The following is a 20,299-nucleotide window of genomic DNA, read 5'->3' as shown; positions in this document are numbered from 1 at the left end:
CCAAGTTGGCGACGATGCGTAACGCTCGCGCCGGCGACGGTGGCAACAAGCTGGTTCACCGGGGAGAGCGCGGAGTAAGCCGTAAAACCATCGCGCAGGGGAGGCCGGTTGTTACCGCCTGTACCTGTGGTCAACGCGCCTCGCGCAACTCTTCTTCGCGCGGGGACCCCGGGTGCATGCAGCCATCCGGCCTTCCCTGCGCCCTCTGCTGCTGGAGGGCTACGACCAATGCAAAGCTCGGACGCCAGGCGCGCCGCGAGAAGGCGAGATGTTGGCTTGCGAAAGCTCAGGCGACGTTTTCATCCACGATCGAGGTGCTATGGGACAGCACCCGGCCGTCCGCTCAAACCTCGCGCCGGCTCAGGAATGCCAGCCGCTCGAACAGGTGCACGTCCTGCTCGTTCTTGAGCAGCGCGCCGTGCAGCGGCGGGATCAGCTTGCGCGGATCGCGCTCGCGCAGCATCTCCGGCGTGATGTCTTCGTTCAGCAGCAGCTTGAGCCAGTCCAGAAGCTCGCTCGTCGACGGCTTCTTCTTCAAACCCGGCACCTCGCGCACCTCGAAGAAGATCCGCAAGGCTTCCTCCACCAGGCGCTTCTTGATATCTGGGAAGTGAACCTCGACGATCTTGCTCATCGTCTCCGCATCCGGAAACTTGATGTAGTGGAAGAAGCAGCGGCGCAGGAAGGCGTCCGGCAGCTCCTTTTCGTTGTTGGAGGTGATCATCACGATCGGGCGGAGCTTCGCCTTGATCGTCTCGCCGGTCTCGTAGACGTGGAACTCCATGCGATCGAGTTCGAGCAACAGGTCGTTCGGAAACTCGATGTCGGCCTTGTCGATTTCGTCGATCAAAAGCACCGGGCGCCGCTCGGAGGTGAAGGCCTCCCACAATTTGCCGCGCTTGATGTAGTTCCTGATGTCGGACACCCTGGCATCGCCGAGCTGGCTGTCGCGCAGGCGCGAAACCGCGTCATATTCGTAGAGGCCCTGCTGCGCCTTGGTGGTGGACTTGATGTGCCAGGTCAGGAGCGGCGCGCCCACCGCCTTGGCCACTTCCTCGGCCAGCACGGTCTTGCCGGTGCCGGGCTCGCCCTTCACGAGCAGCGGGCGCTCGAGCACGATCGCGGCGTTGACGGCGACCTTGAGATCGTCGGTGGCAACATAGTCTTTGGTGCCGGTAAATTTCATCGAGCTTTGCCTTTTACCTTCTGCTGCAGCGCAAGCTGAACAATCCTGCCTTAGCAGGAAAACGCTGCGGAAACAGCATGGATTGAGGGAATAAGGGGATGCGTCAGGCGCGCCTGACCAATGACAGAATGACGAGGACGATGACCGCGCCGATGGTGGCGTCGACGATGGCGCCGAGCGTCCCGGTGGCGAGTTCGACGTGCAATTGCGGCAGCACCCAGCTTGCCACCAGCGCACCGATGATGCCGATCACGATATTGCCGATCAGCCCGAAACCGGCGCCGTGCACGATCAGTCCCGCGAGCCAGCCCGCAATCGCGCCGATGATCAGTGCCGCCAAGATACCCATTGAAAAGCCCTTGCCAAAACCTCGTCCAGATCAATTCTAGATGAAAAAGCCGACCGGTCCAGCGTGGTCACGACGGGCGAAGCCCTTGACGTGCATGATATGACGGGCAATCTGTAAGCCATGTTCCTGCAGTTCTTCACCTCGCTCCGCGATGCCCAGGTCCCGGTGACCTTGCGCGAATATCTGACGCTGATGGAGGCGCTCGACGCCGACCTCGCCGAGCACTCCGTGGAGAACTTCTATTACCTGTCGCGCGCCGCGCTGGTGAAGGACGAGCGCAATCTCGACAAGTTCGATCGCGTCTTCGGCACGGTGTTCAAGGGGCTCGAAAGCCTGCTGGACGCGATGGAGAAGGCGGACATTCCGGCGGAATGGCTGAAGAAGCTGGCCGAAAAGTACCTCACCGAGGAAGAAAAGAGGCAGATCGAAGCCATGGGCTGGGACAAGCTCATGGAAACCTTGCGCCAGCGCCTGAAGGAGCAGAAAGAGCGTCATCAGGGCGGCAACAAATGGATCGGCACCGCCGGCACCTCGCCGTTCGGCGCGTATGGCTATAACCCGGAAGGCGTGCGCATCGGGCAGGAGAAGAACCGCAATTTCCGCGCGGTGAAAGTGTGGGACCGCCGCGAGTTCAAGGATCTCGACGGCAATGTCGAGCTCGGCATCCGCAACATCAAGATTGCGTTGAGGCGCCTGCGCAAATTCGCCCGTACCGGCGCGCCGGACGAGCTCGACCTCGACACCACCATCAAGGAAACCGCCAACCACGGCTATCTCGACGTGCACATGCGCCCCGAGCGGCGCAATGCGGTAAAGGTGCTCGTGTTCTTCGATATCGGCGGGTCGATGGACTCCCATGTCGAGCAGGTCGAAGAGCTGTTCTCGGCGGCGAAGAGCGAATTCAAGCACATGGAATATTTCTACTTCCACAACTGCCTCTATGAAGGCGTGTGGAAGGAGAACCGGCGCCGCTTCACCGATCGCACGCCGACCTGGGATATCCTGCACAAATACCCGCACGACTATAAGGTCGTGTTCGTCGGCGACGCCTCGATGTCGCCTTACGAGATCATGGTGCCCGGCGGCTCGGTCGAGCATGTCAATGAGGAGGCGGGTTCGGTGTGGCTGGAGCGGGTGACGCGCACCTATCCGCACGCGGTGTGGCTCAACCCGGTGCAACAGAAACACTGGGACTATTCGGAATCCACCACCATCATCCGCCGCATCTTCGAGGGGCGCATGTTTCCGATCACCATCGAGGGGCTGGAAGCGGCGATGAAGGAGTTGGTGCGATAGGCGTGGCACCGTCATTCCGGACAGCGGCGAAGCCGCTGATCCGGAATCTCGAAATGGCGTGTGCGGATCGGGATTCCGGGTTCGATGCTTCGCATCGCCCCGGAATGACGGAGCAAGACAACGACCATACAAGAGGGAAAGGCAATGCCCCAGACCATTCATCGCGGCATCAAGGCGTTGGTCGATGAAGCCAATGCCGAGATCGAAACCTTGAGCGCTGCGGATGCGATCAAGGCGGCGCAGAGCGAGGAGGTCGTGATCGTCGACATCAGAGATCCCCGCGAGATCGAGCGCGAGGGGCGGATTCCCGGCGCCTTCTCCTGCACCCGCGGCATGCTGGAGTTCTGGATCGACCCGGCAAGCCCGTACGCCAAGCCGATCTTCCAGCAGGACAAGAAATTCATCTTCCACTGTGCCGGCGGCCTGCGCTCGGCTCTGGCTGCCAAGACCGCGCAGGACATGGGGCTGAAGCCGGTCGCCCATATTGCCGGTGGCTTTGCTGCCTGGCGTGACGCCGGCGGGCCCACGGAGAAGTGGGAGCCGAAGAAGAAGGATGAATGACTTCTTCGTCACTCCGGGGCGCGTGTGAAACGCGCGAAGCCGGAATCTCGCAAGACAACCTCCGGATTCCGGTCTGCCCGCAAGCGCGCAGCCCGGAATGCCGAACAAGGAACACGCATGACCACCACCGCAGATACGCTCGTTACCACCGACTGGCTCGCCGCGCATCTCGACGACTCCCACGTCAAGATCCTGGACGCATCGTTCAAGATGCCCGGCGTGCTGCCGCTGCCCAAGGACGACTATCTCGCCGCGCATATTCCCGGCGCGGTGTTCTTCGATGTCGACGCGGTGTCGGATCATTCCAATCCGCTGCCGCATATGTTTCCGAACGCGGAGCAGTTCGGCCGCGACGTCGGTGCGCTCGGCATCGGCAATGACGACACCGTCGTTGTCTATGATGCCGGCGGCTGGGTGGCCGGTCCGCGCGCCTGGTGGATGTTCCTCGCTTACGGTCACGACAAGGTTCGCGTGCTCGATGGCGGCTTGAAGAAGTGGCGCGCCGAGGGGCGTCCCGTCGAGAGTGGCGCGGTGACGCCTCGGCGGGCGACCTTTAAGGCGAACTTCGATGCAAGGCGCGTCCGCACCATGCAGCAGATGGTCGCGAACCTCGAAAGCCAGGCCGAGCAGGTGGTCGATGCACGCGCGAGCGAGCGTTTCGAGGGGCGCGTGCAAGAACCGCGGCCGGGTTTGAGATCGGGCCACATCCCGCGCAGCCGCAATCTTCCCTACAACAACCTGTTCGATGCCGCGACCGGCACGATGAAGCCACTTTCCGAACTGCGCGCCGCCTTCTCGGCCGCAGGCGTCAAATTGGATGCGCCGGTCGTGACGAGCTGCGGTTCGGGCGTATCGGCTGCGGTGCTGACGCTCGCGCTCTATCGCCTCGGCGTCGAAAATCCGGCGCTGTACGACGGTTCCTGGTCCGAATGGGGCCTCTCCGAGGGGCCACCGGTCGCGACTGGGCCCGCGTGACGAGGCAAAGTCAGCGCGTCGCCGCGGCTGGCTGGGCGAATTGCGTGGGCTGCGCAGGCTGGGCGAACGGCATCGGCTGACTGGGCTGTCCAAACGGATAGAGCGCCTGTTGTCGTTGTTGCGCCATGGCGGCCTCCCGAGCCAGCCGCGCGCGCCGGGCCGCCAAGCGGCGACGCCGCGCGCGCTCCTTTTCCTTCTTGGCCTCGGCGTCCTTCTTGGCATCGCTGCGGTCCGGCTCGGCCTTGAGTTTTGTCTCGGTCGCGGGCTGGTCGATGGCGACGGGCGCACCGCCCAGCGTCGCGACGTTGCCGGCAGTCGGATCAGGCCTGCCGGTGGCTGATGCATCGGCCGGCGTAAGCGTGTCTTGGAGCGGCGGCTCGCTTGCGGTCGACGATGCCGGGGTCACCGCCGCCGGCGCTGCAGTCGCGATATCGGGCGATGCTGCGGAAGCCGCCGTGGTGGCCTGCTCGATGCTCGCGGTCTTGGTTTCGGAGGGAGAGGGCGCCGCGGCTTGCGTGGGGACCGTTTCCTGCACCGGCTGTCCTGGCACGGCTTGCGGTACCGCAATCGACGCGGCGGCCGGCGCACTGGCCTCGGCCATTGCAGGCTTGGCGGTCACTTCGGGCGTCACCGTCTCCTGCTTTACCGCGTCACTGCTTTGGGCGGCTTCGGCCTGGACCGGATTCGGTGTCGATGCCTGCGGATCAAGCGCGGCGGTCTTTTCGGGCGCGGCTTGCGGCGAAGGGTTTGCCGCGGCCGGCGTGGGGGCGGCAACAAGGGAAACATCCGCTTCCTTCGACTCAGCCCCAGTCGGCTCGATCCGCAGCATCGCGATCACCGGCTTGGCGGTCTCGGCCTGCTGCGCAACGGAAGCTTCGGGCGCGGGCCGCCACGATCCGCTTGAGGCGAATTCCTCATGCGCGGCCCGCATGATTGCCGCGGCCCCCAGTCCGAACACCAGTACCGACGTGGAGACGACGATCGCCGCGAACAGGAAACGAAAGCCGGGAAGCATGGAAAGGGCAATTCCACCTTGCAAGAAAGCTTGCGAAGGCCTTTGAGCCATCAGGAACGCGGTGACCACAGGATCGGCCACGTTCGCTCCGCGTCTGGATAGGCGCCGATGCGGAGCGAATCAGGCTCGATCCAGAATACCGCAAGCCGTCTCGCGCCGTTTGTTAAAAAATGGGCGCCGCGATCGAGCCGCTGCTAGCGAGAGAATTATTTCCGGAACCTGCGGCTTCCCAGCAACGCCGTTGAAAGATCGTCACAAATCGCGCCAATCGGGCTCTGATTTCGCGGAATTGTCTTGAATGCGCCGCTATCTTCGGTCATCAGCCCGTTAACGGTCCGCTGTCGGCTTGGGGTCTATACAAGAGCGATGATGATCAAACGCATTCTGACCATTTGCGCCGCTGTTACGGCTGGCGCGGCGACGATCCCGCTTGCACAGGCCCAGCAGGCCTATCCCGCGTCGCCTGGGCCGGTCTACTCGGCGGCCCCGCAGCCCTATTCGCCTGGTTCTGCGCCCAATTTCGACTCCCTGGACGACGACGAGGCGCAGCCCACCGTGAGGCCGCTGCCGCCGCCCGGTCCCGTCATGTCGCCGGATGACCCGCGCTATGGCCGTCCGCTCTATTCGGACCGTGGCGTGCCGACGGGCCCGGTCATGTCGCCCGACGACCCCCGCTATGGGCGTCCGGCTGGCGCACCGCCGGTCTATTCGGAACGGGGCGGCGAGCCCACCGGTCCGATCCTCTCGCCCGACGACCCCCGTTACGGCCGCCCTTCCGGACCACCGCCGGTGATCTATGCGGATCGTCCGGCCGGCGCGGCGCCGCAGCCCTATGCGAGCGCCGATCCCAACACACCGCGTCCGCCTGAGGGCGTGGGAACTCATGGCAATGTAACCGGCGCGCTGCAGCCGCCGACAGGCCCTGACGGCAGGCCGATGACGGTTGCGTCGCTGCCCCCGGAAGAGCAACCGGAGACCGCACCCGCGCAACTGCCGCCGAATCTGCGCCGGCAGGAGGTTTCCTTCGTCACCAAGGAACCGCCGGGAACGATCGTCGTCGATACGCCCAACACCTACCTCTATTACGTGCTCGGCAATGGTCGCGCGATCCGCTACGGCGTCCGCGTCGGGCGCGACGGCTTTACCTGGACTGGCGTGCAGAAGATCACGCGCAAGAAGGAATGGCCGGACTGGTACCCGCCGAGCGAGATGATTGATCGTCAGCCTTATCTGCCGCGCTTTATGGCCGGCGGTCCGGGTAATCCGCTCGGTGCGCGCGCCATGTATCTCGGCAACACCGTCTATCGCATCCACGGCACCAACCAACCGTCGACCATTGGCAAGTTCGTCTCCTCGGGCTGCATCGGCATGCTCAATGAAGACGTCTCCGATCTGTTCGATCGCGTGAAGGTCGGCACTCGCGTGGTGGTGCTGCCAGGCGGTCCGCCGCCCGCCGCAACTGCCTCCGCGCAACAGGTGCCGGGATCGTCCTCGGCGACCGCTGGACAGGCTCCGGCGCAGCAGCCGGTGCAGATGTCCAGTGCGCCTGGCACGTCACCCACCGTGGTGCCGCCGCTGCCGGCCCCGGTGACCGTGCGCTAAGCGCATCCCGAATTTTCTTTCGAATCGGGCGATTGCCAAGGCATCGCCCGATTTTTTTGCGCTTGAATTTGCGCGCTATCCGACTACGTGCCGGTCGTCGCAACGGGATGGAGATCTGGAACATGCGGATCTTTGTTGCAGGCGCAACCGGCGCCATCGGTCGCGAACTCGTTCCTGCGCTCGCTTCCAAGGGCCACCAGGTCACCGGGCTGACCCGCAGCCCGGCCAAAGCTGAAACCATCAGGCGCATGGGCGGCCAGCCGGTCGTTGCCGACGCGCTCGATGCCGCAGCGATGATGAGCGCCCTTCGTGCCGCTGAAGCTGAGGTCGTTGTTCACGAGCTGACGGACCTCGGCGCCTTGACGGATCTCCGGCATTTCGATCGTGCTTTCGCCGTCACCAACCGGCTGCGCACCGAAGGCACCGATATCCTGCTGGCCGCGGCGCGTGCCGTCGGCGCAAGGCTATTCGTCGCACAAAGCTTTTGCGGCTGGACTTTCAGCCGCACCGGCGGTGCCATCAAGACCGAAGCCGATCAGCTCGATCCGAATCCGCCGAGCGAACTGCGCGGCACGCTGGAGGCCATCCGATATCTCGAGCGCACGGTAACGGCCTCATCGCAGCCTGAGGGCATCGTGCTGCGCTATGGATCATTCTACGGCGAGGACACCGGGACGCTTGCGCCGGCGATGGTCGATCAATTGCGCCGTCGCCGCATGCCGATCATTGGCGACGGCAGCGGCTGGTGGTCGTTCATTCATGTGGCGGATGCCGCGGCCGCAACGATTGCCGCGATCGAGCGCGGCAAGCCTGGCCAGATCTACAACGTCGTCGACGACGAGCCCGCCCAGATGAAGGATTGGCTGCCGACACTTGCGCAGATCATGGGCGCGAAGCCGCCGCGGCACGTGCCGGCCTGGCTCGGCCGGCTGCTTGCGGGCGAGCATATGGTTGCGATGATGACGCAGGTGCGCGGCGGCGCCAATGACAAGGCCAGGCGTGAACTCGGGTGGCGCCCGGCGTATCCGTCCTGGCGGGAGGGTTTTGCGCAGGTGCTGCGCCAGCGAGCGCCGAAATCGGCGGCCTGAGCGATCAGGCCAACCTGCGGGGCGGCTCGCCGTTGAACCAGGCGTCAATTGCCTCGACCATCTGGCCATAGTGGGCGCGCAGGGCATCGACCGAGACGTAGCCGAGATGCGGCGTGATGACCATGTTGTCGAGCTTGCGGAAGGGATGATCGACGGGCAGCGGCTCGACCGAGAATACGTCGACGGCCGCGCCGGCGATCTTTTTCTGTTGCAAGATCTCCAGTAGCGCCTGCTCGTCGACGATCGGCCCGCGCGAGGTGTTGACGAGAAAGGCGGTCGGCTTCATGCGGGCGAGGTCATCGCGGCCGACCAGCCCGCGCGAGCGCTGGCTCAGCACCACATGGATGGTGATGATATCGGCGTTCGCAAACAATTCCTCCTTGCCGGCATAAGCGACGCCGACCTCCTTGCAGCGCTCCGGCGTGAGGTTCGGGCTCCAGGCCATCACGTTCATGCCGAAAGCCTTGGCGAGGCCGGCGACCTTGGTGCCGAGTTTGCCGAGGCCCACGACGCCCAGCGTCTTGCCCTCGATTTCGATGCCGGCAAAGGTCTGCCAGAGTTCGCCCGCGTGCATCCGTGCGTTCTCCCTCCCGATGCCGCGGGTCAATTCCAGGATCAGCCCCATCGTCAAGGCCGCGGTCGGGTCCTGGCTCCACTGCGTGCCGCAGACCACGACCCCGCGCTCCTTGGCGGCCTCCATGTCGATGGCCGCATTGCGCATGCCCGACGTGAGCAACAGCTTCAGCTTGGGCAGTTCGGCAAATAGCGCGCGCGGAAACGCCGAGCGTTCGCGCATCGCGCAGATGATCTCAAAGTCCTTCAGCGCGGAGCTTGCCGCTTCCAGCGATGCAAAGTGATGGTTGAATACCGTGACGTCGGCGCGATCGGAGATTTTCGACCAGTCGGCGACATCAAGCGCGAGATTGAGATAATCGTCGAGAATTGCACAGCGCAGCCGCGTCATGAGAGGGTCCGTTCATGGCGAGAGTGACGGCGCGGGCCGTCCGGGAGGGGTGCCATGCTTGCGCGCAATCTCGACGCGCGCAAGCGGTCCTCGGCTTCAAAACGCGCTGAACAGGCATCCGCCTCAGAAATCGGTCGTCTTCAGCCGGAAGGCGGCCAGTTCGCCGTGCTTGGCGCGCCATGCCGGGCCGGGACCGCGCATGTAATGCAGTTCCGGCCGGTAGGGGTGGAAGGCCTTGGCCACGAATTCATGCCAGAAGCTCTTCAGGCCGGCCAAGGGGCCGGTACGTCCGTTGCGGCTCGCCGCCGGGGTGATGCGATCAGAAGTTGTGATGGCCATGACGCAGGCTCACTGTTTTCGTTGGCGGCTTTGGCCGCGTACGACGCGGTTTTCCACGTCGAAGACCAGCTTTGGCCCGATTTATTAAAAGATAGTTTCAAATGTCGTGATTCGCCGCACAGATGGTGAGCACCCCGTATTCGCCCGTGGTGAATAGACGGAAAACGCATGGGTTGCGGTTGCCCTTTGCCGGTCCCACGGCTACATCAGCCGCAGCAAATTTCCGACAAATCTGAAGGATTTCCAGGGATCGCCGATGGCGCGTCAATTCGTCTATTTCATGCAAGGTCTGTCCAAGACCTATCCGGGCAACCGCAAGGTGCTCGAGAACATCCACCTCTCGTTCTACCCGGACGCCAAAATCGGCGTGCTCGGCGTCAACGGCGCCGGCAAATCGACGCTGCTGCGGATCATGGCCGGGATCGACAAGGACTACACCGGCGAAGCCTGGGTCGCCGAGGGCGCGCGGGTCGGTTATCTCGAGCAGGAGCCGCAGCTCGATCCCAAACTGTCGGTCCGCGAGAACGTCATGCAGGGCGTGGCCAAGCAGAAGGCCATTCTCGATCGTTACAACGAATTGGCGGTCAACTACTCCGACGAGACCGCCGAGGAGATGACAAAACTGCAGGACGAGATCGAGGCCCAGGGCCTTTGGGATCTCGACAGCAAGGTCGACCAGGCGATGGACGCGCTGCGCTGCCCGCCTGATGATGCCGATGTGACAAAACTCTCCGGCGGCGAGCGCCGCCGCGTCGCGCTGTGTCGGCTCCTGCTGGACCAGCCGGAGCTCTTGCTGCTGGACGAACCGACCAACCATCTGGATGCCGAGTCGGTGTCATGGCTGGAAGGCCATTTGCGCCAATATCCCGGCGCCATCCTGATCGTTACCCACGACCGCTATTTCCTCGACAACGTCACGGGCTGGATTCTCGAGCTCGACCGCGGCCGCGGCATTCCCTACGAGGGCAATTACTCCTCCTGGCTGGTGCAGAAGCAGAAGCGGCTGGAACAGGAGGGTCGCGAGGAGGCGGCGCGCCAGCGAACGCTCGCGCGCGAGCAGGAGTGGATCGCGGCCTCGCCCCGCGCGCGCCAGGCCAAGTCGAAGGCGCGCTATCAGCGCTATGAGGAGCTGTTGCAGAAGGCGTCCGAGAAGACGACGCAGACTGCGCAGATCATCATTCCGGTGGCCGAGCGGCTTGGTCAGAACGTCGTCGATTTCGAAGGGCTCACCAAGGGCTTTGGCGACCGGCTCCTGATCGACAATCTCACTTTCAAGCTGCCGCCGGGCGGCATCGTCGGCGTGATCGGCCCGAACGGCGCCGGCAAGACCACGCTGTTCCGGATGATCACCGGCCAGGAGAAGCCGGACAAAGGCACGATCACGATAGGTGAGTCCGTGCATCTCGGCTATGTCGACCAGTCGCGCGACTCGCTCGACGGCAACAAGACCGTCTGGGAAGAGATCTCCGGCGGCAACGAGCTGATCCTCCTGGGTAAGCGCGAGGTCAATTCGCGCGGCTATTGCTCAGCCTTCAACTTCAAGGGCGCCGACCAGCAGAAGAAGGTCGGCTCGCTCTCGGGCGGCGAACGCAACCGCGTGCACTTGGCGAAGATGCTCAAATCCGGCGCCAACGTGCTCCTGCTCGACGAACCGACCAACGATCTCGACGTCGACACCTTGCGCGCGCTGGAGGAGGCGCTGGAGGATTTCGCCGGCTGCGCCGTGATCATCAGCCACGACCGCTGGTTCCTCGATCGGATCGCCACCCACATCCTGTCCTTCGAAGGCGACAGCCATGTCGAATGGTTCGAAGGCAACTTCCAGGATTATGAGAAGGACAAGATGCGCAGGCTCGGGCAGGACAGCATCATTCCGCACCGGCTGAAGTACAAGAAGCTGACGCGGTGAGGCGTCGAGGCCGTAGCTTGGTCTGAAAGCTTTGCAAGGCAGCGCCTGCGTGGCGGGCGCTGCGGCCACGTGTCGCTTCACAGCACGAGGGGATTGCGTAGATATAGCGCTCCGCAATCAAATCCCACGAGCAATTCCAGATGTCCCTGACTTCCGACGCAACCGTGCCGCCGAAGAGCATGTCGCTGCGCCCAGTTCCCATGCTGATCTTCGGGTCGCGTTGGCTGCAATTGCCGCTCTATGTCGGCCTGATCATCGCTCAGGGCATCTACGTCGTGCTGTTCGTCAAGGAACTGTGGCACCTGTTCGCCCATGCCTTTGATTTCAGCGAGCAGCAGATCATGCTGGCGGTGCTCGGCTTGATCGACGTCGTCATGATCTCGAACCTGCTGGTCATGGTGATCGTGGGCGGCTACGAGACGTTCGTCTCGCGCCTCAACCTCCAGGGGCATCCTGATGAGCCGGAATGGCTGAGCCATGTCAACGCCAGCGTCCTCAAGATCAAATTGGCGATGGCCATCATCGGCATCTCCTCGATCCATCTGCTGCGGACCTTCATCGAGGCGGGGGCGCTGACTTCCGGAAAGACCGCCTACACCGAAACCGGCGTGATGTGGCAGACCATCATCCATGCCGTTTTCATCCTGTCGGCGGTCGGGATTGCCGTGGTCGACAGGCTTTCCAATGCTTCGATCGAAGGCGCCAGGCAGTCGGCGGCACATTGACGCGATTCATGGCGCGCGCTCGCGAACCGGGAACGGCGCGGCATGTCGCTCGGCGTTCCGGTTCACAACCCTATGCGGCCATGCTAGCTTCTCAAGATGACCGAGATCGACGCCCGTACCGAAATGATCGCGCGACGTCCCGATCGGATCGCTGCTTGACCGGACGGTTCGCGTTGATGTCTCGCCGCGCGCTCGGCTTCGGCCTCCTGCTCCTGACATTGCAACTGGCAGCGCCCGCCTGCGCGGCCGATGCCGCTTTCACCCAATTCATCGACTCGCTCTGGCCGGAAGCGGAGGCCGCCGGCGTGTCGCGCGCGACGTTTGATGCGCAGACGCGCGGGCTGGAGCCCGATTACAAGCTGCCCGACCTGATCCTGCCCGGACGTCCGCCGACCGGCGCGCCGGCGCAGGCTGAGTTCGTGCAGGTTCCGGCGGACTACATCAAGGAAGCTTCCATCGCCCGGCTTGCGGCGGAAGGGCAGAAGCTGTTGCAGCAATATCGCCCCTCGCTGAACGTGATCGAGAGCCGCTTCGGCGTGCCCGCGCCGATCGTGCTCGCGATCTGGGGCCGCGAGACCGACTACGGCCGCTACAAGCTGCCTTACGACGGGTTGCGCGTGTTGGCGACGCAGGCCTATGTCGGCCGGCGCAAGGACACCTATCGCAACGAGTTCATCCTGGCGCTGAAGCTTCTCGGCGAGGGCGCCGTCAGCCGCAAGGACATGACGGCCTCGTGGGCCGGCGCGACGGGCTTAACGCAATTCCTGCCGTCGGAATATTACAAGCACGGCGTCGACCTGGACGGCGACGGCCGCACCGACATCTGGCATTCGGTGCCGGATGCGCTCGCCTCCGCGGCCAAGCAGTTGCTTGACAAGGGCTGGCAGAGCGGGGTGCGCTGGGCCTATGAAGTGAAAGCACCGGCAAACGTCGATTGTACGCAAGGTGTGCCGGAGGTGACAAAACCGATCCGCGAGTGGTTGCGCGAAGGTTTTGTGCCGGTGCGTGGAGAGAAGCTCAGCGCCGCCGAGCAGGCGCAGCCGGCCTCGCTGTTGCAGCCCGAAGGCATCTACGGCCCGGCTTTCCTGACCACCCAGAATTATTTCGTGATCAAGGAATATAACTTCTCCGATCTCTACGTGCTGTTCGTGGGCCATCTGGCCGACCGGATGACCAGTCCGCTGCCGTTTGCGACGCCGTGGTCGGCGTCCACGCAGTTGCGCACCGCCGATGTCGAAGCGATGCAGCGCGGTCTCACCCGCATCGGGCTCTACAAGGACAAGATCGACGGCAAGGCCGGCATGCAAACCCGCGCGGCGCTCGGCACCTATCAGAAATCGGCCGGGCTGAAGGTCGACTGCTGGCCCAGCGAGACGGTGCTGCGCGCGATCAATGCGGCGCGGTGAACGAAAAGGATTGAGGAGCCGTCTCCCAGACCGTCATCCCTGAGAAGACCGCGAGCCGCGGCCGTCTCGAAGGACGAGCGGCCCCGCTGTGAGAGCCGGGCGGTCGTCCTTCAGGCCAACTCGAACATGCGCGAACATGGGCCAAAAGAAAAAGCCCGGCCGAAGCCGGGCTTTTGAAACATGGGTTCGCTCAGCTCAGTAGCAGACGCGCACCGGGCGGATCACCCAGCCATAGCCGTCCCAATAGCGCTGGCGCTGCCAGTAGCAGCCATAGGGCGGCGGGGCCGGCTCCGCCACGTAAACCGGCCCGCCATAGGCAGGACGGCTCGCGGCGATGGCGCCGCCGACGATCGCGCCACCGAGCAGGCCGGCCGCAATGCCAGCGCCGACACCGTCATGGGCCTGCGCCGCCGGCGCGACCGAGACCAACGATCCTGCGACCGTTGCAACCGCAAGCAACGCGGCAACTGTCTTCTTCATTTCTTAGGCTCTCCTGAGGGTGGCGCGCCTTGGAGGCCGCGCCGGGTTTGGGGAACTCTTCACGCCGTGTCCGGAACTGGCCGTTGCGCTTAAGAAAACGCCTAAACGGTCAACCCCGGGTAAACGGCCTTCCAAGTGGCGCCAAAAAGCGGTGTTTTTCAGGCCACTAGATGAACGGCGTCCCGGGCGAAACTGAGATCGGGACGCTGCCCACAAATTTAATGCGGATGAGGGGTCAACCACAGACGCGGACGCTGCGCACCCGCCAGCCGTAGCCATCCCAGAAGCGTTGACGCTGCCAATGACAGGGACCGACCGGGACCCCGACCGGCGCATCGACATAGGCGGGACCATAATAGGGGTAGTAGCCCGGTCCGTAGTAGTATCCTGGGCCGTCGTAATACGGGCTCGAGGCGATGGCGCCGCCGATGATGGCCCCGCCGATCAGGCCTGCGGCAAGCCCCGGACCCCAGCCGCCGCGCCAGGCATAAGCCGGCGAGGCCGCCGCTACGGCCAAAGTGGCGACGGCAGCGAGTGCCACTAACGTCTTCCTCATCGTGATACCTTTCCAACTCTGCGAAGACGGGCAGCAAAGTTCCACAGGACGCTTGAATGTTCAATGAACGAGACCGCCATATTTGGCGACAAATCGGCGGAACAGGCCCGCACACGGCGCGATGCGCAATTGGCGGTGATCTGCGCAAGCTTCGGACCCGGAGGCCCCCTGGCTAGCACCGTGACCAATATCCTCCTTGCCGTCGGAGCGATATCGGCGATCTGCTACGCGCTGGTGAACCGGCACGAGAGGCGCCGGGCCAATCGCCAGCTCTCGCGCGACCGTTCCGGCTCCGATGGCGGCGACACCGGCCCGTCCGCTGGCGACGACGGCCGGACCATCTCGAGCTGGTTCGGCGGCCACCATTCCTCCTGCGACAGCTCGGGCCATCCGGGCGACAGTGGCGACGGCGGTAGCTGCGGTTCCGAGGGCGGAGGTGGTGGCGGCGGCGGGGGCGGCGGCGATTGAGGCGCGATCTTGCGCCTTCGCGTGCGCGCTTGATCTGCCGCAAGAGCCTGTCCTTAGAGCGATTCCAGCCTGCGGCAGCCACTTTGGAATCACTTCAAATCAGGGTTTTTCCTTTTGATTCCCGCCGCACGCTTCTCTATCGAAGATGACGCATCACCAAGGCTTCCGACCCCTTCATGATCGTCTGTTCCTGCAACGTCATCACCGACCACGATATCCGCAACGCCGTGAGCAGCGCTGACGACGTGCTGCGCCATGCCAAGCAGGTCTATGGGTGCCTTGGCTGCAGCATGGAATGCGGCCGCTGCGCGCGGACCATCAAGACCATCATCGACGAGGCGCTCGGCACCTGCGCGCGATCCTGCCAGACCGGATGTCCGCACAGCCACGCCGTCGCGGATACGCCGTCCGAAGCCGAATTCGCGCTCGCCGCCTCCTGAGCCATCTGGCGTTCCTCCAAAATTTTGCTTTTTCCGGCTTTCGCCGGAAGGGTTGTCTTGCCGTAGAATCTCATTCAGAACGGTTCCAGGCCGGCCACTGGCCAGGCCTCAAGTCATCTCGGCCTTCAACCTCCGGAGTGCACCATGCAGGGCGACGCCAAAGTCATCGAGTATCTCAACAAGGCTTTGCGCCACGAGCTCACCGCCATCAACCAGTACTGGCTGCATTATCGCTTCCTGAACAATTGGGGCCTGCTGGAGATGGCCAAGGTGTGGCGCAAGGAGTCCATCGAGGAGATGCAGCACGCCGACCGCATCACCGACCGCATCATTTTCTTCGACGGCTTTCCGAACATGCAGGTGCTGGATCCCTTGCGGATCGGCCAGAACGTGAAGGAGATCATCGAATGCGATCTCGCCGCCGAGATGAGCGCGCGTGCGCTCTATCAGGAAGCGGCGACCCATTGCCACGGTGTGAAGGACTACGTCACGCGCGATCTGTTCGAGAGCCTGATGAAGGACGAGGAGCACCATATCGATTTCCTCGAAACCCAGCTCGACCTGATCAATCGCATCGGCCTTGAGCTCTACACCCAGAGCCATATCGGCGGCCTCGAAGACGAGGGGCATTGAGGTTTGTAGGGTGGGTTGAGCAACGCGAAACCCACCATTCGCGAGGCGATGGGTTTCGCTCGCGCTCAACCCATCCTACTCGGAATCCTACAACTGCGTCTTGTAGCGCGCTTCCACCGCGGCCTGGCTCTCCGGCTCCCCAAGCGTAGTCTGATCGTGGATGACCTCGCTGATGCTCGGAAAGCTGGCGCGCTTGACCTGCGCCTCCTGCGACCACAGGCGCGAGCGCATCAACGCCTTGCCGCAGTGGAAATAGGCCTCGCTCACCTCGATCCGCAGCACGGCCCGCGGCGGCTTGCCGAACTCGACCATGCTCGCCAGGAGCTGCGGATCCGCGCTCAAGCGGCCGCGGCCGCCGACGCGCAGCGTCTCGTCAATGCCGGGCACGAAGAAGATGAGCTGGAGAAAGCCGCTCCCCTCGACGATGTTCTTGAAACTGTCGATCCGGTTGTTGCCGGAGCGGTCGGGCATCAGGAGCAGGTTCGGCCCTTCGACATGGATAAAGCCGGGATGGCCGCCCCGCGGCGAGGCATCGACGCTGCCGTCCGCGCCTGATGTCGCGAGCACGCAGAACGGGGACATCGCGATGAAGTTTTTCGCGTGGGCATCGATCGAAGGCCGTGCCTTGGCGATGACGCGCGGCGTCGGCTTGGGATAGATCGTGGCGAGGTCGGCGGCGGAAATATCGGTCAAGGCGGGTCTCCGATTTTTCTTTTTCTCGGCAAGACTAGCAGCCTCCCGCCATCGCGTCATCCCGTAGAGTGGGGAAAGCGCAGGCTTGCCTATCATCCTGCATCCGCAAATGCCCTGGCCGGCACGTCGCTTCTGCCCGCCCACGGCTGCGGATTTAACGCTCCGTCATTCCAGGGCGCTGCGAAGCACCGAACCCGGAATCCCGAGATTCCCGGATGCAACTGCACATCGGAGTTCACGCTTCGCGTGCCCCGGGATGACGGTGCACCAACCGCATCCGTCCTGCCGTGCGCCGCCTTACTTGGGATGGCTGGTCCTGAGCACGTTCAGCGCGTACCAGCCCCAGTAAACGCGGTGGCGCTTGATCAGCCCGTTTTCGATTTCCATCACTTCCACCAGCTCCATCTGGTCGCCCTCGGGCGTTTGCCGCGGATATTCCCACGTCACCACGCGGCCATCCGTGAAAAAGCCTTTCCGGAAGCGCTTGCGCTGCGCCGGATTGGTCTGGAACACGCGGCCGATGAAAGCGCGCAGATTATCCTTGCCTTGAACGACGCCATCGGACGTGTTCATCAGGTGTTGAACGAGCGGACTTTCGATCGACGCATCGTCCGCGTAGAGTGAAAGGGAAGCTTCCAGGTCGCGCTTTCCCAGTGCGTCGTCCCAAAGCTTGTAGATGCGCTCGGCGTCCTGCATGACTGTTCCCTCTGGATGAGTTCGACAGCGGCAAGACTCGCAGGTGCGGGAGCGGCGACGTTTCATCGAATTCTGAAACATGTCGCGCAGCCCCTGGTATATTGTGCGGATGAACAGTTCCGCCGGCGGGAGTTTCAACGTCAATGCTTGACCAACCGGTGCAGTCGGGTTTCTCCAAGATCACGCAGGCGCTCAGCGATCCCGCGCGCGAAGCCATGGTCAGCGCGCTCGCCGATGGCCGGGCGCTGCCGGCTGGCGAGCTCGCCGGCATTGCCGGCATCTCGCCGCAAAGCGCCAGCGCGCACCTGCAGAAGCTCGTGGACGCACGCGTGCTTGCCGTCTGGGCGCAGGGCCGGTTTCGCTATTACCGGATCGCCGACGACGAGGTGGCATCGCTGGTCGAAAGCCTGGTCAATCTGGCGACGAAAGCCGAAGGAGCGGCGCGCCGGCTCGCATCAGTGCCGGAGCCGTTACGCCAATCGCGTAGCTGCTATCATCATCTTGCCGGCAAGCTCGGCGTGTTGCTGTCCGATGCGATGATCCGCCGCAAGCTGGTCGCGCTCGAGGGGCGGACGGGACATGTCACCGCGGCGGGGCTTGCCTGGTGCCACGCCGAAGATATCGATTTCATTCCGGCGCATGCGCCGCATGTTCGTCTCTGCAACGACTGGACCGAGCGCGTGCCGCATCTGTCCGGTCCGTTGCCCAACGCGGTGCTGCACCATCTGCTCGAGAGCCGGTGCCTTGTCAGACGCCGTGTGCCGCGGGCGTTGCAGTTGACGCGCAAGGGCCGCGCCTTTTTCGACCGGCTCGGCGTCGACATTCCGTTTTGATCCTTGCCCCGTGCCGCTAGATCCTTATCCGATTAGACGGAATCGGATCATGATCTCTCTCTTTGTTTGAGCATGATCTTTTCGGAAAACCGGTTTCCACTTTTCCGGATCATGCTCTAGCGCTTGTCCTCGACGTCGGTCTCGGGACGATCGCTCCCAGCGGCGGTTTCGGTGTGCCACCTGCCGTCCGGCGTCTCATACTCGATCACTTCGGTCCGCCCCGGCGTACGCTGCTCGGCAGCGGCGCGTTTGGCGGCGGCGAGCGCCTCGGCGCGGCTCGCAAAACTTTCCGAGAATGCGCCATTGACGGTGTAGGCCCAGCCGCCGTCATGCTCGACGATCTTGTAGGTCAGGTGAGGCATCGAAACACTCCGCTCCCTGGACTGCCGCGGAAAGTGAATGATACCATTCTAGGCCAAAAGCCCTGCACGATGTAGCATTTTGGCGAGCTCGAACGTTCATCAAGATTAAGCCCGACATCGCCATATTCAGCGCCAGCGAGGTCAATCATGTGCCGCAACATCAAAACGCTGTTCAACTTCGAGCCGCCGGCGAGCGAGGACGAAATCCGCGCCTCCGCGCTGCAGTTCGTGCGCAAGCTCTCCGGCTTCAACAAGCCGTCACAGGCCAACCAGGCCGCGTTCGACCGCGCGGTCGAGGAGGTCTCCGACGCGGCACGGCGGCTGCTCACCTCGCTGCATACGCAGGCGCCACCACGCGACCGCATGATCGAGGCGGAGAAGGCAAAGGAGCGCTCGCGGCTGCGCTTCGGCTGACTAAAGCGCGATGAGATTGGGTTGAATCCCTATCGCGCTTTAGCTTTTTGATTGAGCACGATCTTTTCGGAAAACCGCTGCACACTTTTCCGGATCATGCTTCAGGTGTGTTTTGGTTTCGCATCTAGGGACTGTTGCCGGTAGCCGGCGCGCGGCGCGAGCTATTTACGAATGCCTGGAAGGAAAGCGCGATGTTCTTGCTGGCTCGCCAATCGGCAGCAACGCGCTGCCATATCTGTGAGGAGCGACTTGTGGACTCTCTCCGTTTAACTCGTCATGGCCGGGCTTCGTCTCGTCCACGCATTCCCAGCGGAGTGCGTGACACTCGTGGATGCCCCGGCCAAGCCCCGGGCATGATGGAGAGAGCAGTCACGCGCGCCTATTTGTCCTTCTTGTTCTTACGCTTCTTCTTTTTCTTCTTCTTGCGATCGCCGTCGTGATCAGCATCGTCGTTATGGAGCTCGTCGAGCATGTCCACGCTCTCGAACACGCGCATGGCTTCGCGCTCCTGCGCTTCGAGCAGCTCGCGTTCGGCGGCCTCCTGCTCGCGTTTTTTTCGATAATCTTCCCAGGCCTCGAAGATCAGATGCAGCCACGGTAGCACCTGCTCGATCGACGGCAATTGACCGGGCGGTCCGGCCTCGCCGCGTGGACCGGGCGCTCCTTGCGGACCCGGCTTGCCTTGCGGCCCAGGCTCGCCGCGCGGACCCGGTTCGCCCGCTTTGCCTTGCGGACCCGGTTTGCCTTGTGGCCCCGGTTTGCCCTGCGGCCCTGGCTTGCCGCGCGCGCCGTCGGGACCGCGCCGTCCGGGATGGCCTTGCGGGCCGGCGCGCCCTGGTTCGCCGGGCTTGCCACGCGGTCCGGGCGGACCCTGTCGTCCTTGTCGAGGGGCCGAATTGTCCGCCACGCGCCACTCCTCCACGTTTTGAAATGGTGAATCTTAGCAGACGTGCGCGCGGAGCATCAATTGCGGCGCCGCCGCTTTGCGGGATTGATCAACATCAATCGACAGCGTCGCCGCGCATGTCATCAATAAGGCAGGTGGAGGGAGCGAGGCGATGCGCGCGGGATGGAAAATGGTCTGGCTTGCCGCCGCCATCTGCGCGGCGGCCTTCGTCGCGGCGCGCATGGTCGTTCCGGATGTGGTGCCGGTCGGCTACGCCGAGGAGCCGCAGTCATCCTGGACTGTGCTGACCGCTTTCGTGCTGCGCGCGATCGAACTCGCGAGCGGCTGGGTCGGCGCAATCGCGCTTGCGGTGATGTGCGGCGCCTGGTTGCGAGCCCGACTGCGCGGCGCGGATTGAGGTGG

General features: G+C 63.7%; 25 protein-coding genes. 14 read left to right on the top strand and 11 right to left on the bottom strand.

What is annotated here, in order from left to right; genetic code table 11:
• Positions 1-343: 343 nt before the first annotated feature.
• Positions 344-1,186, bottom strand: a complete 843-nt coding sequence (locus tag P6U23_RS33590; protein WP_407176617.1) for an AAA family ATPase — start codon at positions 1,184-1,186, stop codon at positions 344-346.
• 103 nt (positions 1,187-1,289) lie between these two features.
• Complete coding sequence (locus tag P6U23_RS33585; protein WP_407176616.1) at positions 1,290-1,535, bottom strand: GlsB/YeaQ/YmgE family stress response membrane protein; 246 nt, start codon at positions 1,533-1,535, stop codon at positions 1,290-1,292.
• Between the two features lie 120 nt (positions 1,536-1,655).
• On the opposite strand from P6U23_RS33585, the gene P6U23_RS33580 reads away from it, so the two are divergent.
• From P6U23_RS33580 to sseA, 3 genes are all read left to right on the top strand, one after another.
• The gene (locus P6U23_RS33580) at positions 1,656-2,831 is read left to right on the top strand and encodes a vWA domain-containing protein (RefSeq protein ID WP_407176615.1); all 1,176 of its coding nucleotides are present in this window, start codon (positions 1,656-1,658) and stop codon (positions 2,829-2,831) included.
• Between the two features lie 144 nt (positions 2,832-2,975).
• Positions 2,976-3,392 (top strand): rhodanese-like domain-containing protein, encoded by a 417-nt coding sequence (locus tag P6U23_RS33575; protein ID WP_407176614.1) that lies wholly within the window; start codon positions 2,976-2,978, stop codon positions 3,390-3,392.
• 117 nt (positions 3,393-3,509) lie between these two features.
• Complete coding sequence (gene sseA / locus P6U23_RS33570) at positions 3,510-4,367, top strand: 3-mercaptopyruvate sulfurtransferase (protein WP_407176613.1); 858 nt, start codon at positions 3,510-3,512, stop codon at positions 4,365-4,367.
• Between the two features lie 10 nt (positions 4,368-4,377).
• Here the strand turns inward: sseA and P6U23_RS33565 are convergent, their stop codons facing one another.
• Complete coding sequence (locus P6U23_RS33565; RefSeq protein WP_407176612.1) at positions 4,378-5,382, bottom strand: hypothetical protein; 1,005 nt, start codon at positions 5,380-5,382, stop codon at positions 4,378-4,380.
• A 366-nt stretch (positions 5,383-5,748) separates the two neighbouring features.
• Here P6U23_RS33565 and P6U23_RS33560 point away from each other — a divergent pair, with 366 nt between their 5' ends.
• On the top strand, positions 5,749-6,984 hold the full coding sequence (locus P6U23_RS33560) for a L,D-transpeptidase family protein (protein WP_407176611.1): 1,236 nt from the start codon (positions 5,749-5,751) through the stop codon (positions 6,982-6,984).
• A 122-nt stretch (positions 6,985-7,106) separates the two neighbouring features.
• Complete coding sequence (locus tag P6U23_RS33555; protein ID WP_407176610.1) at positions 7,107-8,072, top strand: NAD-dependent epimerase/dehydratase family protein; 966 nt, start codon at positions 7,107-7,109, stop codon at positions 8,070-8,072.
• Between the two features lie 4 nt (positions 8,073-8,076).
• Here the strand turns inward: P6U23_RS33555 and P6U23_RS33550 are convergent, their stop codons facing one another.
• Positions 8,077-9,036 carry a D-2-hydroxyacid dehydrogenase family protein gene (locus tag P6U23_RS33550; RefSeq protein ID WP_407176609.1) on the bottom strand — a complete coding sequence of 320 codons (960 nt, stop codon included), beginning with the start codon at positions 9,034-9,036 and terminating at the stop codon, positions 8,077-8,079.
• Between the two features lie 123 nt (positions 9,037-9,159).
• Positions 9,160-9,375 carry a hypothetical protein gene (locus tag P6U23_RS33545; protein WP_407176608.1) on the bottom strand — a complete coding sequence of 72 codons (216 nt, stop codon included), beginning with the start codon at positions 9,373-9,375 and terminating at the stop codon, positions 9,160-9,162.
• A gap of 256 nt (positions 9,376-9,631) precedes the next feature.
• Here P6U23_RS33545 and ettA point away from each other — a divergent pair, with 256 nt between their 5' ends.
• The 3 genes from ettA (at position 9,632) to P6U23_RS33530 (ending at position 13,415) form a co-directional block, all read left to right on the top strand.
• A complete protein-coding gene (gene ettA / locus P6U23_RS33540) occupies positions 9,632-11,284 on the top strand; it encodes an energy-dependent translational throttle protein EttA (RefSeq protein ID WP_024511068.1) in 1,653 nt (550 codons plus the stop codon).
• A gap of 140 nt (positions 11,285-11,424) precedes the next feature.
• The gene (locus tag P6U23_RS33535) at positions 11,425-12,009 is read left to right on the top strand and encodes a TIGR00645 family protein (RefSeq protein ID WP_407176607.1); all 585 of its coding nucleotides are present in this window, start codon (positions 11,425-11,427) and stop codon (positions 12,007-12,009) included.
• A gap of 176 nt (positions 12,010-12,185) precedes the next feature.
• Positions 12,186-13,415 carry a lytic murein transglycosylase gene (locus P6U23_RS33530; protein ID WP_407181673.1) on the top strand — a complete coding sequence of 410 codons (1,230 nt, stop codon included), beginning with the start codon at positions 12,186-12,188 and terminating at the stop codon, positions 13,413-13,415.
• 195 nt (positions 13,416-13,610) lie between these two features.
• Here the strand turns inward: P6U23_RS33530 and P6U23_RS33525 are convergent, their stop codons facing one another.
• Entirely contained in the window at positions 13,611-13,895 is a 285-nt protein-coding gene (locus tag P6U23_RS33525; RefSeq protein WP_024511071.1) for a hypothetical protein, read from the bottom strand.
• A gap of 235 nt (positions 13,896-14,130) precedes the next feature.
• A complete protein-coding gene (locus tag P6U23_RS33520) occupies positions 14,131-14,451 on the bottom strand; it encodes a hypothetical protein (protein ID WP_407176606.1) in 321 nt (106 codons plus the stop codon).
• Between the two features lie 63 nt (positions 14,452-14,514).
• Here P6U23_RS33520 and P6U23_RS33515 point away from each other — a divergent pair, with 63 nt between their 5' ends.
• The 3 genes from P6U23_RS33515 (at position 14,515) to bfr (ending at position 15,992) form a co-directional block, all read left to right on the top strand.
• Positions 14,515-14,919, top strand: a complete 405-nt coding sequence (locus tag P6U23_RS33515; protein WP_407176605.1) for a hypothetical protein — start codon at positions 14,515-14,517, stop codon at positions 14,917-14,919.
• Between the two features lie 176 nt (positions 14,920-15,095).
• Positions 15,096-15,359: a bacterioferritin-associated ferredoxin gene (locus P6U23_RS33510; protein WP_407176604.1), complete on the top strand. Its 264-nt coding sequence runs from the start codon at positions 15,096-15,098 to the stop codon at positions 15,357-15,359.
• 144 nt (positions 15,360-15,503) lie between these two features.
• Positions 15,504-15,992, top strand: a complete 489-nt coding sequence (gene bfr / locus P6U23_RS33505; RefSeq protein WP_407176603.1) for a bacterioferritin — start codon at positions 15,504-15,506, stop codon at positions 15,990-15,992.
• 87 nt (positions 15,993-16,079) lie between these two features.
• Here bfr and P6U23_RS33500 read toward each other — a convergent pair whose 3' ends face one another.
• Together P6U23_RS33500 and P6U23_RS33495 are read right to left on the bottom strand one after the other, a co-directional pair.
• A complete protein-coding gene (locus P6U23_RS33500) occupies positions 16,080-16,685 on the bottom strand; it encodes a pyridoxamine 5'-phosphate oxidase family protein (RefSeq protein ID WP_407176602.1) in 606 nt (201 codons plus the stop codon).
• 297 nt (positions 16,686-16,982) lie between these two features.
• Positions 16,983-17,381 (bottom strand): nuclear transport factor 2 family protein, encoded by a 399-nt coding sequence (locus tag P6U23_RS33495; protein WP_407176601.1) that lies wholly within the window; start codon positions 17,379-17,381, stop codon positions 16,983-16,985.
• Between the two features lie 143 nt (positions 17,382-17,524).
• Between P6U23_RS33495 and P6U23_RS33490 the strand changes: the two genes are divergently transcribed.
• Positions 17,525-18,214 carry an ArsR/SmtB family transcription factor gene (locus P6U23_RS33490; protein WP_407176600.1) on the top strand — a complete coding sequence of 230 codons (690 nt, stop codon included), beginning with the start codon at positions 17,525-17,527 and terminating at the stop codon, positions 18,212-18,214.
• A gap of 116 nt (positions 18,215-18,330) precedes the next feature.
• Here the strand turns inward: P6U23_RS33490 and P6U23_RS33485 are convergent, their stop codons facing one another.
• A complete protein-coding gene (locus P6U23_RS33485) occupies positions 18,331-18,576 on the bottom strand; it encodes a DUF2188 domain-containing protein (RefSeq protein WP_407176599.1) in 246 nt (81 codons plus the stop codon).
• Between the two features lie 147 nt (positions 18,577-18,723).
• Here P6U23_RS33485 and P6U23_RS33480 point away from each other — a divergent pair, with 147 nt between their 5' ends.
• On the top strand, positions 18,724-18,990 hold the full coding sequence (locus P6U23_RS33480; protein WP_407176598.1) for a DUF2277 domain-containing protein: 267 nt from the start codon (positions 18,724-18,726) through the stop codon (positions 18,988-18,990).
• Between the two features lie 379 nt (positions 18,991-19,369).
• Here P6U23_RS33480 and P6U23_RS33475 read toward each other — a convergent pair whose 3' ends face one another.
• Positions 19,370-19,897, bottom strand: a complete 528-nt coding sequence (locus P6U23_RS33475) for a collagen-like protein (protein ID WP_407176597.1) — start codon at positions 19,895-19,897, stop codon at positions 19,370-19,372.
• A 151-nt stretch (positions 19,898-20,048) separates the two neighbouring features.
• Between P6U23_RS33475 and P6U23_RS33470 the strand changes: the two genes are divergently transcribed.
• Positions 20,049-20,294: a hypothetical protein gene (locus P6U23_RS33470; RefSeq protein WP_407176596.1), complete on the top strand. Its 246-nt coding sequence runs from the start codon at positions 20,049-20,051 to the stop codon at positions 20,292-20,294.
• Positions 20,295-20,299: the final 5 nt, after the last annotated feature.

This window comes from Bradyrhizobium sp. STM 3562, assembly GCF_045571435.1.
Taxonomy (GTDB): domain Bacteria; phylum Pseudomonadota; class Alphaproteobacteria; order Rhizobiales; family Xanthobacteraceae; genus Bradyrhizobium.
This window is presented reverse-complemented; position numbering and strand designations above follow the sequence as displayed.